General features: G+C 66.9%; 12 protein-coding genes. 11 read left to right on the top strand and 1 reads right to left on the bottom strand.

Annotated features, from left to right (window positions below; translation table 11 throughout):
• Positions 1-13: 13 nt before the first annotated feature.
• From ACFPU0_RS01115 to bamE, 4 genes are all read left to right on the top strand, one after another.
• Entirely contained in the window at positions 14-1,669 is a 1,656-nt protein-coding gene (locus ACFPU0_RS01115; protein ID WP_377690954.1) for a histidine kinase N-terminal 7TM domain-containing protein, read from the top strand.
• A gap of 148 nt (positions 1,670-1,817) precedes the next feature.
• Complete coding sequence (locus ACFPU0_RS01110; protein WP_377690953.1) at positions 1,818-2,828, top strand: class 1 fructose-bisphosphatase; 1,011 nt, start codon at positions 1,818-1,820, stop codon at positions 2,826-2,828.
• 3 nt (positions 2,829-2,831) lie between these two features.
• A complete protein-coding gene (locus ACFPU0_RS01105; RefSeq protein ID WP_377690952.1) occupies positions 2,832-3,431 on the top strand; it encodes a DUF924 family protein in 600 nt (199 codons plus the stop codon).
• A gap of 68 nt (positions 3,432-3,499) precedes the next feature.
• Entirely contained in the window at positions 3,500-3,754 is a 255-nt protein-coding gene (gene bamE / locus ACFPU0_RS01100) for an outer membrane protein assembly factor BamE domain-containing protein (RefSeq protein WP_377690951.1), read from the top strand.
• Positions 3,755-4,013: 259 nt separating this feature from the next.
• Here the strand turns inward: bamE and ACFPU0_RS01095 are convergent, their stop codons facing one another.
• On the bottom strand, positions 4,014-5,378 hold the full coding sequence (locus tag ACFPU0_RS01095) for a formimidoylglutamate deiminase (protein WP_377690950.1): 1,365 nt from the start codon (positions 5,376-5,378) through the stop codon (positions 4,014-4,016).
• A 177-nt stretch (positions 5,379-5,555) separates the two neighbouring features.
• Here ACFPU0_RS01095 and hutC point away from each other — a divergent pair, with 177 nt between their 5' ends.
• From hutC to ACFPU0_RS01060, 7 genes are all read left to right on the top strand, one after another.
• The gene (hutC, locus tag ACFPU0_RS01090; protein WP_377690949.1) at positions 5,556-6,308 is read left to right on the top strand and encodes a histidine utilization repressor; all 753 of its coding nucleotides are present in this window, start codon (positions 5,556-5,558) and stop codon (positions 6,306-6,308) included.
• Positions 6,305-6,892 (top strand): HutD family protein, encoded by a 588-nt coding sequence (locus tag ACFPU0_RS01085; RefSeq protein WP_377690948.1) that lies wholly within the window; start codon positions 6,305-6,307, stop codon positions 6,890-6,892. Before hutC ends, ACFPU0_RS01085 begins: the two co-directional genes overlap by 4 nt.
• Positions 6,893-7,102: 210 nt before the next feature.
• Entirely contained in the window at positions 7,103-8,110 is a 1,008-nt protein-coding gene (locus ACFPU0_RS01080; protein WP_377690947.1) for an ABC transporter substrate-binding protein, read from the top strand.
• A 291-nt stretch (positions 8,111-8,401) separates the two neighbouring features.
• The gene (hutU, locus tag ACFPU0_RS01075) at positions 8,402-10,072 is read left to right on the top strand and encodes a urocanate hydratase (RefSeq protein ID WP_377690946.1); all 1,671 of its coding nucleotides are present in this window, start codon (positions 8,402-8,404) and stop codon (positions 10,070-10,072) included.
• A 172-nt stretch (positions 10,073-10,244) separates the two neighbouring features.
• A complete protein-coding gene (locus ACFPU0_RS01070) occupies positions 10,245-11,690 on the top strand; it encodes a purine-cytosine permease family protein (RefSeq protein ID WP_377690945.1) in 1,446 nt (481 codons plus the stop codon).
• 91 nt (positions 11,691-11,781) lie between these two features.
• Entirely contained in the window at positions 11,782-13,311 is a 1,530-nt protein-coding gene (gene hutH / locus ACFPU0_RS01065) for a histidine ammonia-lyase (RefSeq protein ID WP_377690944.1), read from the top strand.
• A 213-nt stretch (positions 13,312-13,524) separates the two neighbouring features.
• Positions 13,525-14,493: an ABC transporter substrate-binding protein gene (locus tag ACFPU0_RS01060; protein WP_377690943.1), complete on the top strand. Its 969-nt coding sequence runs from the start codon at positions 13,525-13,527 to the stop codon at positions 14,491-14,493.
• The last annotated feature ends 55 nt before the right edge of the window (positions 14,494-14,548 follow it).

Below are 14,548 nucleotides of genomic sequence, written 5' to 3'. Positions count from 1 at the left end.
CCGGAGTGCCGCGATGAACGCCTGCCTGGCCAGCGGCTGGAGCCTGAACGCTCCGGTGGCCCTGACCATGCTGGTTGGCCTGGGGGTGATCCTGATGGCGCGCTGGGTCGGTCGCCAGCGGCATTTCCCCGGGCGCGAGAGTTTCATCGTCCTGCATTTCGGAATCTTCTGGTGGCTGGCCGCCGCCGGGCTGGAGCTGGCCGCCCTGGGGCCGCAGTGCAAGGTGTTCTGGGCCAGCATGGCCTGGCCGGGGATCATCGGCGTGCCCACCTTCTGGGCGGTGTTCCTCTGGCAATACGTCAACAGCATCCGCGAGCCCCTGAGTCTGCGCGGGTTCCTGTTGCTGGGCATCGGGCCGCTGGTGGCCTCCGGCATGGCCCTGAGCAACCCCTGGCACCAGCTGTTCTACGGCCCCGGCACCCTGCCGGTGGACGACAGCCTCGGCGCGGCGATCCGCTATGACCACGGCCCGCTGTTCGACGCCGTGGCCATCTACGTCTACGTCTTCATGATCTTCTGCCTGGCCGTGGTGACCCGCGCGGCCCTGGCCAGCCAAGGCGTGCATCGCCGCCACTACCTGGCTTTCGTACTGGTCACCTGCGTGCCCTGGGGCGCCAACCTCAGCTATGTGGTCTATGGCTGGACGCTGTTCGGCTTCGACCCCACGCCCTTCAGCTTCGCCTTCACCCTGGTGGCCTTCGCCTGCCTGATCCTCGGGGTTCGCCTGTTCGACCTGCTGCCGGTGGCGCGCCACCTGTTGCTCGAAGAGCTGCCCGACCCGGTGCTGGTGGTCGACCCGCGGCGCCGGGTGATAGACGCCAACCCCGCCGCACTCGCGCTGGCCGGGCAGCCCGGCGATTGGCAGGGCATGGCGCTGGCCAGCTGGCCGGTGTGCGGGGTCGAACTGGAGGCGATGCTGGATACGGGCGAGCACGAAATGTTGCTGATGCCGGCCAGCTCATCGCGTTACTTCGAGGTGCGCTCCCGCGAGATCGAGCGGGTCATCCGCGGTGGCACCGTTATCCTCGGGCAGATGTTCTATCTGCGTGACATCACCGAGCGCCATTGCAGCGAACTCAAGCTGGCCGAAGCTCTGGCCACCAGCGAGGAGCGCCTGCGCACCATCACCCGCCTGCACGAGCAATTGCAGGAGCAGGCCCTGCGCGACCCCTTGACCGGCCTGTACAACCGCCGCCACCTGGGCGAGCTGTTCGCCCGCGAGGTCGCCCGCTGCCAGCGTGAGCGCACGCCCATCGCCCTGGCGCTGATCGACCTGGACCACTTCAAGCAGCTCAACGACCGCCATGGCCATCTGGTCGGTGACGATGTGCTGCGTGCCGTCGCCCTCCACCTCACCGGCAACCTGCGCGGCAGCGATGCGGTGTTCCGCATCGGCGGCGAGGAGTTCCTGCTGCTGTTGCCGGGGGCGTCGGGCGACGAGGCCTATGCCCGCCTGCAGGAACTCTGTTGCGACCTGGCCGCGCGGCCGCTGCCAACCCGCGAGGGGAGCCTGTCGGTCACCCTCTCGGCTGGCCTGGCGGTATGGCCGGCCCGGGGGCAGACGCTGGAGGAGCTGATGCAGGCGGCCGATGCCGCGCTCTACGAGGCCAAACGCGGTGGCCGCAACCAGGTGCGACGGATGCCGGCTTCGGCGGCGACCGATGGCTGAACCCCTGGTCGCCGCCGACGTCAGATGTTTTCGACAGCCGCGTGGGAAATCGCGGCGAATTTCCTCGCAGCCTTCCATCCCGCTGTGAGGCATTGCGAACCGACTCGCGCTAAACTGCGCGCATTTTTCCACCCTCCGGAGCCATTCCATGTCCCGCGTTACCCTGAGTCGCTACCTGATCGAGCAGACCAGAAGCCACAACACTCCTGCCGATCTGCGCTTCCTCATCGAGGTTGTCGCACGTGCGTGCAAGGAGATCAGCCATGCGGTGTCCAAGGGCGCCCTGGGCGGCGTGCTCGGCAGCATGGGCACCGAGAACGTGCAGGGCGAGGTGCAGAAGAAGCTGGACGTGATGTCCAACGAAATCCTGCTGGAAGCCAACGAGTGGGGCGGCCACCTGGCCGGCATGGCGTCGGAGGAGATGGACAACGCCTACCAGATCCCCGGCAAATACCCCAAGGGTGCCTACCTGCTGGTATTCGACCCGCTGGACGGCTCCTCCAACATCGACGTCAACGTATCCGTGGGCACCATCTTCTCGGTGCTGCGTTGCCCCGAGCAGTTCCTCTCCCAGAACGACGCCCTCAACGAGCAGGCCTTCCTGCAGCCGGGCGCCAAGCAGGTGGCCGCCGGCTACGCCATCTACGGCCCGCAGACCATGCTGTTGCTGACCCTGGGCGATGGCGTGAAGGGCTTCACCCTGGACCGCGAGCTGGGCAGCTTCGTGCTCACCCACGACAACATCCGCGTGCCGGAAACCACCGCCGAGTTCGCCATCAACATGTCCAACCAGCGCCACTGGGAAGCCCCGGTGAAGCGCTACGTCAGCGAGATGCTGGCCGGCAAGGAAGGCGCCCTGGGCAAGAACTACAACATGCGCTGGATCGCCTCCATGGTGGCCGACGTGCACCGCATCCTCACCCGTGGCGGCATCTTCATGTACCCCTGGGACGCCCGTGAGCCGGAGAAACCCGGCAAGCTGCGCCTGATGTACGAGGCCAACCCGATGTCCTTCATCATCGAGCAGGCCGGCGGCGCCTCCACCGATGGCCGTCAGCGCATCCTCGACATCCAGCCGACTTCCCTGCACCAGCGCGTGCCGGTCTTCCTCGGTTCCAAGGAAGAAGTCGCCCGCGTCACCGGTTACCACCTGGAGTAACCCGTGCAGCCCTGGCAGCCGCTGCTCGACTGGTGGTTCGGCCCCGAGGCCTCCGCCACGCAGGTCGCCGCAGCGCGCCAGAGGCTGTGGTTCGGCAAGAAGGACAGCCAGGACGCCGAAGCCCGCGAGCGCTTCGGCGAGCTGGTGGACCAGGCCCTGGCCGGCGGGCTCGCCGACTGGGCCGGACAGCCGGACGGCTGGCTGGCACTGCTCCTGCTGCTGGACCAGTTGCCGCGCATGATCTTCCGCGACAGCCCGCGTGCCTATGCCGGCGACGTCCTTGCCCAGGAACGGGCGGCCGAAGGCCTGGCCCGCGGCCTGGAGCGGGATCTCGCTCCCATCCGCCAGGTGTTCGTCTACCTGGTGCTGGAACATGCCGAAGACCTGGCCAGCCAGGAGCGCGCCTTGTACCGCTACCAGCTGTTGCTGGACGCTGCCGAAAGCGCCGAGCGCGACCTGTTCGCCGGTTTCCTCGACTTCTCCGAGCGCCATCGGCGGGTGATCGCCCGCTTCGGCCGCTTCCCCCATCGCAACGCGATTCTCGGCCGCGTCTCCAGCGCTGAAGAATCCGCTTTCCTGCTGGAACCCGGATCACGCTTCTAAGTTCAAATGGGGCATTCCTGCGACCGCTGTGCCAAGCTGGTCGCGTCCCATCCGCCAAGGAGTGCTCCATGTCCCTGCGTACCCTCGCCCTCTTGTCCTGCTGCCTGGTGCTGGTCGCCTGCAACAAGCTCAATCAGGAGAACTATTCCAAGCTCAAGTCCGGCATGACCAAGGCCGAGGTGGAGATGCTGCTGGGCAGCCCCACCGAATGCTCCGGCGCCGTGGGCTTCACCAGCTGTACCTGGGGCGACGAGAAGACCTTCGTCAGCGTGCAGTACGCCGGCGACAAGGTGCTGATGTTCTCCGGCAAGGGACTCAAGTGAGGCTCTCGCAGAAGACCCGCGAGCAGCTGATGGAAGCGGCCGAAGGGCGGGGGTATGACACTGACTTGCTGATCTGGCGCAGGCCGGATAGCGCCCTCTCCCCCGGCCCCTCTCCCTGAAGAGGAGAGGGGTGACTCGCGCCTGAAGTGGCGTTTTCAGCCGGTAATTCGGAGTTGTGTCGAACTTCAGACCAGACCAGGGCACGGATAAGCTCCCCTCTCCCTTCAGGGAGAGGGGTTGGGGGAGAGGGTTGGCGGAGTCAGCCGAGCACCGCCCTCAACACATCGGCGAAAGCCTTCGCAGTCTTCTCTTCGGCTCCATGCTGCCCATCCCGCACCACCCATTGCCCGGCCACCATCACATCGCGCACCTGGCGGTCGCCGCCGGCGAACAGCCAGCGGTTGAGCAGGGCGTCACCTTCGGCGGTGGCGAGATAGGGGTCATTGCCGTCCAGCACGATCCAGTCGGCACGCTTGCCGGCTTCCAGGGCGCCGATCGGCTGGCCCAGGGCCTGGGCGCCGCCGGCCAGGGCGGCGTCGAACAGGGTACGGCCGACCTGCGGCTGGTCGGCGCGGTAGAGGCGGTTGCGGCGCTGGTCGCGCAGGCGCTGGCCGTATTCCAGCCAGCGCAGTTCTTCCACCACGCTCACCGAGACATGGCTGTCGGAGCCGATGCCCAGGCGGCCACCCTTGGCGAGGAAGTCCACCGCCGGGAAGATGCCGTCACCCAGGTTGGCCTCGGTGGTCAGGCAGAGCCCGGCCACGGCGCGGCTCTCGGCCATGCCCGCCACTTCGTCCGCTTCGGCATGGGTGGCGTGGACCAGGCACCAGCGTTCATCCACCGGGGCGTTCTCGTAGAGCCATTGCAGCGGGCGGCGGCCGCTCCAGGCCAGGCAGTCGTCCACTTCCTTCTGCTGCTCGGCGATATGGATATGGATGGGGCGGGCGCCCTGCTCGGCACCCAGCACCGTGGCCAGCTGCTCGGGGGTGACCGCGCGCAAGGAGTGGAAGCACAGGCCCAGGCGCTGGTTGGGCTGGCGGGCGATCTCGCTGCGCAGGCGTTCCTGCAGGGCCAGGTAGCTGTCGGTGCTGTGGATGAAACGGCGCTGCCCGTCATTGGGCGCCTGGCCACCGAAACCGGCGTGGCTGTAGAGCACCGGCAGCAGCGTCAGGCCGATGCCGGCGTCGCGGGCGGCGCGGCTGGCCCGCAGGGAGAGCTCGGCGGGATCGGCGTAGCGGCGGCCGTCGACGTCATGGTGCACGTAGTGGAACTCGGCGACGCTGGTGTAGCCGGCCTTGAGCATCTCGATATAGAGCTGGCGGGCGATGACTTCCGCCTGGTCCGGATCGAGCCGGCCCACCAGGCGGTACATCAGGTCGCGCCAGGTCCAGAAACTGTCGTTGGGGTTGCCCGCCACCTCGGCCAGGCCAGCCATGGCGCGCTGGAAGGCGTGGGAGTGCAGGTTGGGCATGCCCGCCAGCACCGGGCCGTTCAGACGTTCGGCGCCGTCCGCGCCGGCATCGGCCCGGACCTCTTCGAGCAGGCCGTTGATTGATACTTCGAAGCGGACGTTGCGCGCCCAGCCTTGCGGCAGCAGGGCGCGTTCGGCGAAGAATGCGGACATGGCGAGGGACCCCGGGATGGGTGGTTTTATTTGTATATACATATACAGACGTTTGCGTGTAACGTAAACTCACGTCAGTCGCGCACTTGTCTGGAATTGTCGAATCCGGTACATGCCGGGAGCGGGCACCCCGTTCCGGGCTTCGCCTGTCCAGCCCACGCCGACAAGGAGATACCCGTGTCCAGTTCGCCCACCGCACCATCCTCGCTGGCCGCCCAGATAGGGGAAACCCCCGCGCCGCTCTATGCCCGCGTCAAGCAGATGATCAGCCAGCAGATCCAGAGCGGCGCCTGGCCGCCGCACTACCGCGTGCCGTCGGAAAGCGAACTGGTCAATGAGCTGGGCTTCAGCCGCATGACCATCAACCGCGCGCTGCGCGAGCTGACCGCCGAGGGGCTGCTGGTGCGCATGCAGGGTGTGGGCACCTTCGTCGCCGAACCCAAGGGTCAGTCGGCGCTGTTCGAGGTGCACAACATTGCCGAGGAGATTGCCCTGCGCGGTCATCGCCACCACTGCGTGGTGGTCAGCCTGGTGGATGAGGTGGCCGGCCCCGAGCGCGCCCTGGCGCTGGACCTGCGCGAGGGGCAGCGGGTCTTCCATTCGCGCATCGTGCATTTCGAGAACGATGTGCCGGTGCAGATCGAGGACCGCTTCGTGAACCCGGCGGTCGCTCCCGATTACCTGAAGCAGGACTTCACCCGCCAGACGCCCTACGCCTACCTGTCCCAGGTGGCGCCGCTGACCGAGGGCGAGCATGTGGTCGAGGCCATCCTGGCCGACGCCGAGGAGTGCCGGCTGCTGCAGATCGAGCGCGGCGAGCCCTGCCTGCTGATCCGCCGACGCACCTGGTCCGGGCGCAATACCGTGACCAGCGCGCGTCTCCTCTATCCCGGTTCCCGCTACCGCCTCGAAGGACGTTTCGGTTCATGACCCAATCCCGCCTGTTGCGTGCCGCCGACTATCCCCGCATGCCGTGGAAGAACGGCGCCGGTTCCACCCAGGAAATCGCCCGTGATGCTGGCGACGGCCTGGATGGCTTCGGCTGGCGCCTGTCCATCGCCGATGTCGGCGAGTCCGGCGGCTTTTCCGCCTTCACCGGCTACCAGCGGGTGATCACCGTGCTGGAAGGCGCCGGCATGCGCCTCGAGGTGGATGGCCAGCGCTCCCGCGACCTGACCGCCCTGGACGCCTTCGCCTTCGATGGCGGCAGTACCGTGCACTGCGAGCTGATCGACGGCGCCATTCGCGACTTCAACCTCATCTACTCGCCGCAGCGCTACAGCGCTCGCCTGCAATGGTTGCGGGTCGAGGGCGAGCTCAAGCTCTTCTCCGCCGCCAGCCCCCTGCTGCTGTTCGCTGCCGAAGGCGGGGTGAGCCTCAGCCTCGATGGACAGGCTTCCGGGGTGCTGGGCCGCCATGACTGCCTGCACCTGGAAACCTCCGGCGCCCTGGCCGAAGTGAAACTGAGCGCCCAAGGCGCCGCCTGCTGCCTGATCGAGCTGACGCCGCGCTAAGCGGGGGCGGCCAATCCTTGTAGGGGCGAATTCATTCGCCAAGGGCGGCACAGCTGCCCCCTTGCGGACCCTGAAGGGCAGACCTTCGGCCTGCTTGGCGAATGAATTCGCCCCTACAGGTTTCAATCCGCCGCTGAAATCCGGTAGGCACGACCGCGCCACAGGGTCTACACCTAACCCTGTCGCCCGCCACGCCTACCGGAGCCGTCCATGCCCCGCCACAGCGTCCTCGTCGCCATCGTCCTGTCCCTGGTCCTGCCCGCCTCGCTGGAAGCCCAAGCCGCCGAATGCCCCTACCCCAAGCCCGTGGTGCTGGCCGGGCTGAACTGGGAAAGCGGCATGTTCACCACCGAAGTGCTGCGCCTGCTGCTGGAGAAAGGCTACGGCTGCAAGACGGACGTGCTGCCGGGTAACACCCTGACCATGGAGAACGCCCTGCGGCAGAACGATATCCAGGTGATCGCCGAGCAATGGGCCGGCCGCAGCGAGTTGTGGCGCAAGGCCGAAGCGGCCGGCGAGGTGTTCGCCGTCGGCGAGCCGGTGAAAGGCGCCACCGAAGGCTGGTGGGTGCCGGATTACCTGGTGAAAGGCGAGGGCGCGCCTGCTGCGGGACTGCGCTCGGTCAGCGACCTGCCGCGCTTCAAGGCGCTGTTCAAGGACCCGGAGTCACCCGACAAGGGACGCTTCTACAACTGCCCCACGGGCTGGACCTGCGAAGGGGTCAACAGCCAGAAGCTCAAGGCCTATGGCCTGGAAGACAGCTACGTGAACTTCCGCACCGGTACCGGCCCGGCGCTGGATGCGGCGATCAGCTCGGCGATCCGCCAGCGTCAGCCGATCCTCTTCTACTACTGGTCCCCCACGCCGCTGATGGGCCGCTACCAACTGGTGCAGCTGGAGGAGCCCCCCTTCGACCAGAAGGCCTGGGAAACCCTGATCGATCCGAACAACCCCCAGCCCATCGGTACCCGCTCGCTGCCGGCGAAGATCGCCATCGGCATCTCCCGTGACCTGCGCGAGAAGGCTCCGCCGCTGGTGCAGGCCTTCGAGAAGCTGGAGATTCCCCTGCCGCTGTTCAACGGCATCCTCGCGCGCATGGCCGAGGAGCACGCCGAGGCCGCTCCCATGGCCGATGCCTTCTATCGCCAGCACCGGGATATCTGGTCGAGCTGGGTGCCGGTGGATGTCGCCCAGCGCATCGATGCGTCACTGAAATAACTGTTACCTAGGGCCCCACTTCGAAGCATGACTGCTCCGAAAATGGGCATTCTCGTCGTGCGGTAACAGTTTTCCGGCTCCCGTCTGCTTTACTTGTCTATACATCTGGATCGTCTGCAGCCCTTGAGCCGCAAGGCTTCGCGTTTTCTCGTGAGGAGGCGGGAAGAGATTTGGCCCCTTGCTTGCATATGCTTGTATGTACAAGTTTATATGTGTGTAGATGTGCGCTGCCTTTCCCGCGCAGTCAGACAGTGACACTGCCCACCGCTACCACCCTATGAGGAGCCAGGCATGACCAAATTCCGTGACACCGAGATCCGCGCACCGCGTGGCAACAAGCTGAACGCCAAGAGCTGGCTGACCGAAGCGCCGCTGCGCATGCTGATGAACAACCTCGACCCCGAGGTTGCGGAAAACCCGAAGGAGCTGGTGGTCTACGGCGGCATCGGCCGTGCCGCGCGCAACTGGGAGTGCTACGACAAGATCGTCGAGACCCTGAAAGAGCTGAACGAGGACGAGACCCTGCTGGTGCAGTCCGGCAAGCCGGTGGGGGTGTTCAAGACCCACGCCAACGCCCCGCGCGTGCTGATCGCCAATTCCAACCTGGTGCCGCACTGGGCCACCTGGGAACACTTCAACGAACTGGACGCCAAGGGCCTGGCCATGTACGGCCAGATGACCGCCGGCAGCTGGATCTACATCGGCAGCCAGGGCATCGTCCAGGGCACCTATGAAACCTTCGTCGAGGCCGGCCGCCAGCATTACGACGGTAACCTCAGCGGCCGCTGGGTGCTCACCGCGGGCCTCGGCGGCATGGGCGGCGCCCAGCCCCTGGCCGCGACCCTGGCCGGCGCCTGCTCGCTGAACATCGAATGCCAGCAGAGCCGCATCGACTTCCGCCTGAAGACCCGCTACGTCGACGAGCAGGCCAAGGACCTGGACGACGCCCTGGCGCGCATCAAGCAGTACACCGCCGAAGGCAAGGCCATCTCCATCGCCCTGCACGGCAACGCCGCCGAGATCCTGCCGGAGCTGGTTCGCCGGGGCGTGCGCCCGGACATGGTCACCGACCAGACCAGCGCCCACGACCCGCTGAACGGCTACCTGCCGATCGGCTGGACCTGGGAGCAGTACCGCGACCGCGCGCAGACCGAGCCGGCGGCCGTGGTCAAGGCCGCCAAGCAATCCATGGCGGTGCACGTGCAGGCCATGCTGGACTTCCAGAAGCAGGGCATCCCCACCTTCGATTACGGCAACAACATCCGCCAGATGGCCAAGGAAGAGGGCGTGGCCAACGCCTTCGACTTCCCCGGCTTCGTCCCGGCCTACATCCGTCCGCTGTTCTGCCGCGGCATCGGCCCGTTCCGCTGGGCCGCGCTGTCCGGCGACCCGCAGGACATCTACAAGACCGACGCCAAGGTCAAGGAACTGATCCCGGACGACGCTCACCTGCACCGCTGGCTGGACATGGCCCGCGAGCGCATCAGCTTCCAGGGCCTGCCGGCGCGTATCTGCTGGGTCGGCCTGGGCCTGCGCGCCAAGCTCGGCCTGGCGTTCAACGAGATGGTGCGTTCGGGTGAGCTGTCGGCGCCCATCGTCATCGGCCGCGACCACCTGGACTCCGGCTCGGTATCCAGCCCGAACCGCGAGACCGAGGCCATGGCCGACGGTTCCGACGCCGTGTCCGACTGGCCGCTGCTCAACGCCCTGCTGAACACCGCCAGCGGCGCCACCTGGGTCTCGCTGCACCATGGCGGCGGCGTGGGCATGGGCTTCTCCCAGCACTCGGGCATGGTGATCGTCTGCGACGGTACCGACGAAGCGGCCGCGCGCATCGCCCGCGTGCTGACCAACGACCCGGGCACTGGCGTCATGCGCCACGCCGATGCCGGTTACCAGATCGCCATCGACTGCGCCAGGGAACAAGGCCTGAACCTGCCGATGATCACCGGCAAGCGCTGAGTTCCGGGCCCATGTGCACGCACTGTCCCGGTCCCCTGGGCGGCGTGTTGCGCATGGGCCTTGAGCCCGTCAGGGAGGCGCCGTGGAGCGCCGTGCAGGCACGTCAGTTCTCGATCTGCACCAGGACAACAACAAGAGCATCGTCACAACAGCCCTAGCGGAGAACCGTTGCATGACCCAGTCACACGAGCCTTCGGCCAAGCCCCTGATCGAGCGCCGCTCGATCGACTACATTCCCGAGGCCGAGCGCCACGGCCGCCTCTACAGCCAGTTCACCCTGTGGCTGGGCGCCAACCTGCAGATCACCGCCATCGTCACCGGCGCCCTCGCCGTGGTGCTGGGCGGTGACGTGTTCTGGTCGCTGATCGGCCTGCTCATCGGCCAACTGTTCGGCGGTGCGGTGATGGCGTTGCACGCGGCCCAGGGGCCGAAGCTCGGCCTGCCGCAGATGATCTCCAGCCGGGTGCAGTTCGGTGTCTACGGCGCGGCCATCCCGATCGTCCTGGTGTGCCTGATGTACCTCGGCTTCACCGCCACCGGCACCGTGCTTTCCGGCCAGGCCATCGGCCAGCTGCTCAGCGTCAGCGATAGCGCGGGCATCCTGATCTTCGCCGGCGTGATCGTCCTGTCGACCGTGTTCGGCTACCGGGTGATCCACATGATCGGGCGGATCGCCAGCGTGCTCGGGATCATCGCCTTCATCTACCTGTTCAGCCGCGTGATGGCCCTGGGCGACATCGGCGAGCTGTTGCAGAACCGCCATTTCAGCTGGTCCAGCTTCCTGCTCGCGGTGTCGCTGGCGGCGTCCTGGCAGATCGCCTACGGCCCCTATGTGGCCGACTATTCGCGCTACCTGCCGAGCAGCACTTCGTCGGTGAAGACCTTCCTCGCCGCCGGCCTGGGTTCGGTGATCGGCGCCCAGGTGTCGATGGTGCTCGGCGTGTTCGCCGCGGCCATGGCCAACGGTCAGTTCGCCGGCCGTGAGGTCGCCTACATCGTCGGGCTCGGCGGCGCCGGCGCCACGGCCGCGCTGCTCTACTTCAGCATCGCCTTCGGCAAGGTGACCATCTCCACCCTGAACTCCTACGGCAGCTTCATGTGCATCGCCACCATCATCAGCGGCTTCCGCGGGCACATCGAGGTATCGCGCACCCAGCGCCTGGTCTTCGTGCTCGGCATCGTCGGCGCGGCCACCCTGATCGCGCTGCTGGGCCAGCACTCCTTCCTGGGCGCGTTCAAGTCCTTCATCCTGTTCCTGCTGGCGTTCTTCACCCCCTGGAGCGCAGTGAACCTGGTGGACTACTACTTCATCACCAGGGAGCGTTACGACGTGCCGGCGCTGTCCGATCCGAACGGCCGCTACGGCCGCTGGAACATGCCGGGGATCATCGTCTACACCATCGGCGTGCTGGTACAGATGCCCTTCATCTCCACCAAGCTCTATACCGGCCCCCTGGTGCACTACCTGGGCGGCGTGGATATCTCCTGGATCATCGGCCTGGTGGTGCCCAGCGTCCTCTACTACCTGGTCGCCCGCCGCACCGCCCGCTCGGTGCCCGAGCACATGGTGCTGCCGACCGAACCCTTGAACCTGGACAAGGCCCCCAACGGCGCCTGAGCCAAACTTTCAATAAGGGACGCGGCGCTGGCGCCGCGTCCGACGTGCAACGAACGCCGCCAATCGATGGCGGCGGACAAGGAGACATTCGATGAACCTGCACCTGAAACCCGGCCACCTGACCCTGGCCGACCTGCGCAAGGCCTACCAGCAGCCCCTGCAGCTGACCCTGGACGCCAGCGCCGGCAAGGCGATCGACGCCAGCGTCGCCTGCGTCGAGAGCATCATCGCCGAGGGCCGCACCGCCTACGGCATCAACACCGGTTTCGGCCTGCTGGCCTCGACCCGCATCGCACCGGCCGACCTGGAAAAACTGCAGCGCTCGCTGGTGCTGTCCCACGCCGCCGGTGTCGGCGAGGCACTGGACGACGCCATGGTGCGCCTGATCATGCTGCTCAAGGTGAACAGCCTGGCCCGCGGCTTCTCCGGCATCCGCCGCAAGGTGATCGACGCGCTGGTGGCGCTGATCAACGCCGAGGTCTATCCGCACATTCCGCTCAAGGGCTCGGTGGGCGCTTCCGGCGACCTCGCCCCCCTGGCGCACATGTCCCTGCTGCTGCTCGGCGAGAGCAAGGCGCGCCACAAGGGCCAGTGGCTGCCGGCCACCGAAGCCCTGGCCGTCGCCGGCCTGGAACCCCTGACCCTGGCCGCCAAGGAAGGCCTGGCCCTGCTCAACGGCACCCAGGTGTCCACCGCCTATGCCCTGCGCGGCCTGTTCGAGGCCGAGGACCTGTACGCCGCCGCCAGCGTCTGCGGTGCCCTCAGCGTCGAGGCCATGCTCGGCTCCCGCGCCCCCTTCGATGCGCGCATCCACGCCGCCCGTGGCCAGCGCGGGCAGATCGACGCGGCTGCCGCCTACCGCGACCTGCTCACCGCCAGCAGCGAGATCGCCCGCTCCCACGAGAAGTGCGACAAGGTGCAGGACCCGTACTCCCTGCGCTGCCAGCCCCAGGTCATGGGTGCCTGCCTGACCCAGCTGCGCCAGGCCGCCGAAGTGCTGGAGATCGAGTCCAACGCCGTTTCCGACAACCCGCTGGTGTTCGCCGAAGAGGGCGACGTGATCTCCGGCGGCAACTTCCACGCCGAGCCGGTGGCCATGGCCGCCGACAATATCGCCCTGGCCATCGCCGAGATCGGCTCGCTGTCCGAGCGCCGCATCTCCCTGATGATGGACATGCACATGTCGCAGCTGCCGCCCTTCCTGGTGGAGAACGGCGGGGTCAACTCCGGCTTCATGATCGCCCAGGTCACCGCCGCCGCCCTGGCCAGCGACAACAAGGCCCTGGCCCACCCGGCCAGCGTCGACAGCCTGCCCACCTCGGCCAACCAGGAAGACCACGTGTCCATGGCGCCCAACGCCGGCAAGCGCCTCTGGGCCATGGCCGACAACGTGCGCGGCATCCTCGCCATCGAATGGCTGGGCGCCTGCCAGGGCCTGGACTTCCGCGAAGGCCTGAAGAGCTCGCCGAAGCTGGAAGAGGCCCGCGGCCAACTGCGCGCCAAGGTGCCCTACTACCAGGAAGACCGCTTCTTCGCCCCGGACATCGAGGCTGCCAGCACCCTGCTGGCCAGCGGCTGCCTGAACGCCCTGGTGCCGGCGAAGCTGCTGCCGAGCCTGTGAATCTGAAGTACTGAAATGAGAGGCGGGCGCACAACGCCAGCCTCGGGTCAGGAAGACCGTAGAACAACTGCATGAGGCCCCGGGACGATCACGAGTCGTGGCCGGTCGTTGAAAACAACAATCGCCAGTCATTGGCAGCGGAAGCCGGCACCACCGGCTTCCGCAAATGAACGAACTGCCTTAACCCTTACCAAGTTTCAGGAGCGTCGGAACATGCAATTCAAGAAGCGAGTGTTGGGCCTGATGTGTGCGGCGGGCCTGCTGGCCGGGTCGGCCTCCGCCCAGGCGGCGGGCTGGTGTGAATCCGGGAAGCCGGTGAAGTTCGCCGGGCTCAACTGGGAAAGCGGTATGTTGCTCACCGACCTGCTGCAGTTCGTCCTGAAGAACGGCTACGGCTGCGAGACCGACAGCCTGCCGGGCAACTCCATCACCATGGAGCAGGCCCTGGGCAACAATGACATCCAGATCTTCGCCGAAGAGTGGATCGGCCGCAGCGATGCCTGGAACAAGGCTGCCGCCGCCGGCAAGGTGGTGGGCGTGGGGGCGCCGATCGTCGGCGCCACCGAAGGCTGGTACGTGCCGCGCTACGTGATCGAGGGCGACGCCAAGCGTGGCATCGAGGCGAAGGCCCCGCAGCTCAAGGCGATCGCTGATCTCGGCCAGTACGCCGAGCTGTTCCGCGACCCGGAGGAGCCGGGCAAGGGACGCTTCTACAACTGCCCGGCCGGCTGGACCTGCGAACTGGACAACAGCGAGATGCTCAAGAGCTACGGCCTGGAAGAGAAGTTCACCAACTTCCGTCCCGGCACCGGCCCGGCCCTGGATGCGGCCGTGCTGTCGAGCTATCGCCGTGGCGAGCCTATCCTTTTCTATTACTGGTCGCCGACACCGCTGATGGGCCAGGCCGACCTGGTGAAGCTGGAGGAAAAGCCCGGCGTGGACAAGAGCGTGACCATCCAGGTCGGCCTGTCCAAGACCTTCCATGACGAAGCCCCGGAACTGGTGGCGGTACTGAACAAGGTCAACCTGCCGATCGACCTGCTGAACCAGAACCTGGCGAAGATGGCCAAGGAGAAGATGGACTCGGCGGATCTCGCCAAGGTCTTCCTCAAGGAGCACCCGGAGGTGTGGCACGCCTGGGTCAGCGAGGATGCGGCGAAGAAGATCGAAGCCGCCCTCTGAGGCTTCGGGCGAACCCTGATACCGGCCTTCTCCCCGGGTGGAGAAGGCCTCCCAC

The sequence above is a fragment of the Pseudomonas sp. GCM10022186 genome, from assembly GCF_042656385.1.
Lineage (GTDB): Bacteria > Pseudomonadota > Gammaproteobacteria > Pseudomonadales > Pseudomonadaceae > Metapseudomonas.
Note: the sequence above shows the minus strand (reverse complement) of the source record. Positions and strands in the feature narration are given on the sequence as shown.

What these genes read in the sequence shown, in the direction of transcription:
- ACFPU0_RS01115 (WP_377690954.1), top strand. Translation starts at nt 14, where the DNA reads ATGAACGCCTGCCTGGCCAGCGGCTGGAGCCTGAACGCTCCGGTGGCC.
- ACFPU0_RS01070 (WP_377690945.1), top strand. Translation starts at nt 10,245, where the DNA reads ATGACCCAGTCACACGAGCCTTCGGCCAAGCCCCTGATCGAGCGCCGC.
- ACFPU0_RS01110 (WP_377690953.1), top strand. Translation starts at nt 1,818, where the DNA reads ATGTCCCGCGTTACCCTGAGTCGCTACCTGATCGAGCAGACCAGAAGC.
- bamE (WP_377690951.1), top strand. Translation starts at nt 3,500, where the DNA reads ATGTCCCTGCGTACCCTCGCCCTCTTGTCCTGCTGCCTGGTGCTGGTC.
- ACFPU0_RS01095 (WP_377690950.1), bottom strand. Translation starts at nt 5,378, where the DNA reads ATGTCCGCATTCTTCGCCGAACGCGCCCTGCTGCCGCAAGGCTGGGCG.
- ACFPU0_RS01085 (WP_377690948.1), top strand. Translation starts at nt 6,305, where the DNA reads ATGACCCAATCCCGCCTGTTGCGTGCCGCCGACTATCCCCGCATGCCG.
- ACFPU0_RS01060 (WP_377690943.1), top strand. Translation starts at nt 13,525, where the DNA reads ATGCAATTCAAGAAGCGAGTGTTGGGCCTGATGTGTGCGGCGGGCCTG.
- hutU (WP_377690946.1), top strand. Translation starts at nt 8,402, where the DNA reads ATGACCAAATTCCGTGACACCGAGATCCGCGCACCGCGTGGCAACAAG.
- hutH (WP_377690944.1), top strand. Translation starts at nt 11,782, where the DNA reads ATGAACCTGCACCTGAAACCCGGCCACCTGACCCTGGCCGACCTGCGC.
- ACFPU0_RS01080 (WP_377690947.1), top strand. Translation starts at nt 7,103, where the DNA reads ATGCCCCGCCACAGCGTCCTCGTCGCCATCGTCCTGTCCCTGGTCCTG.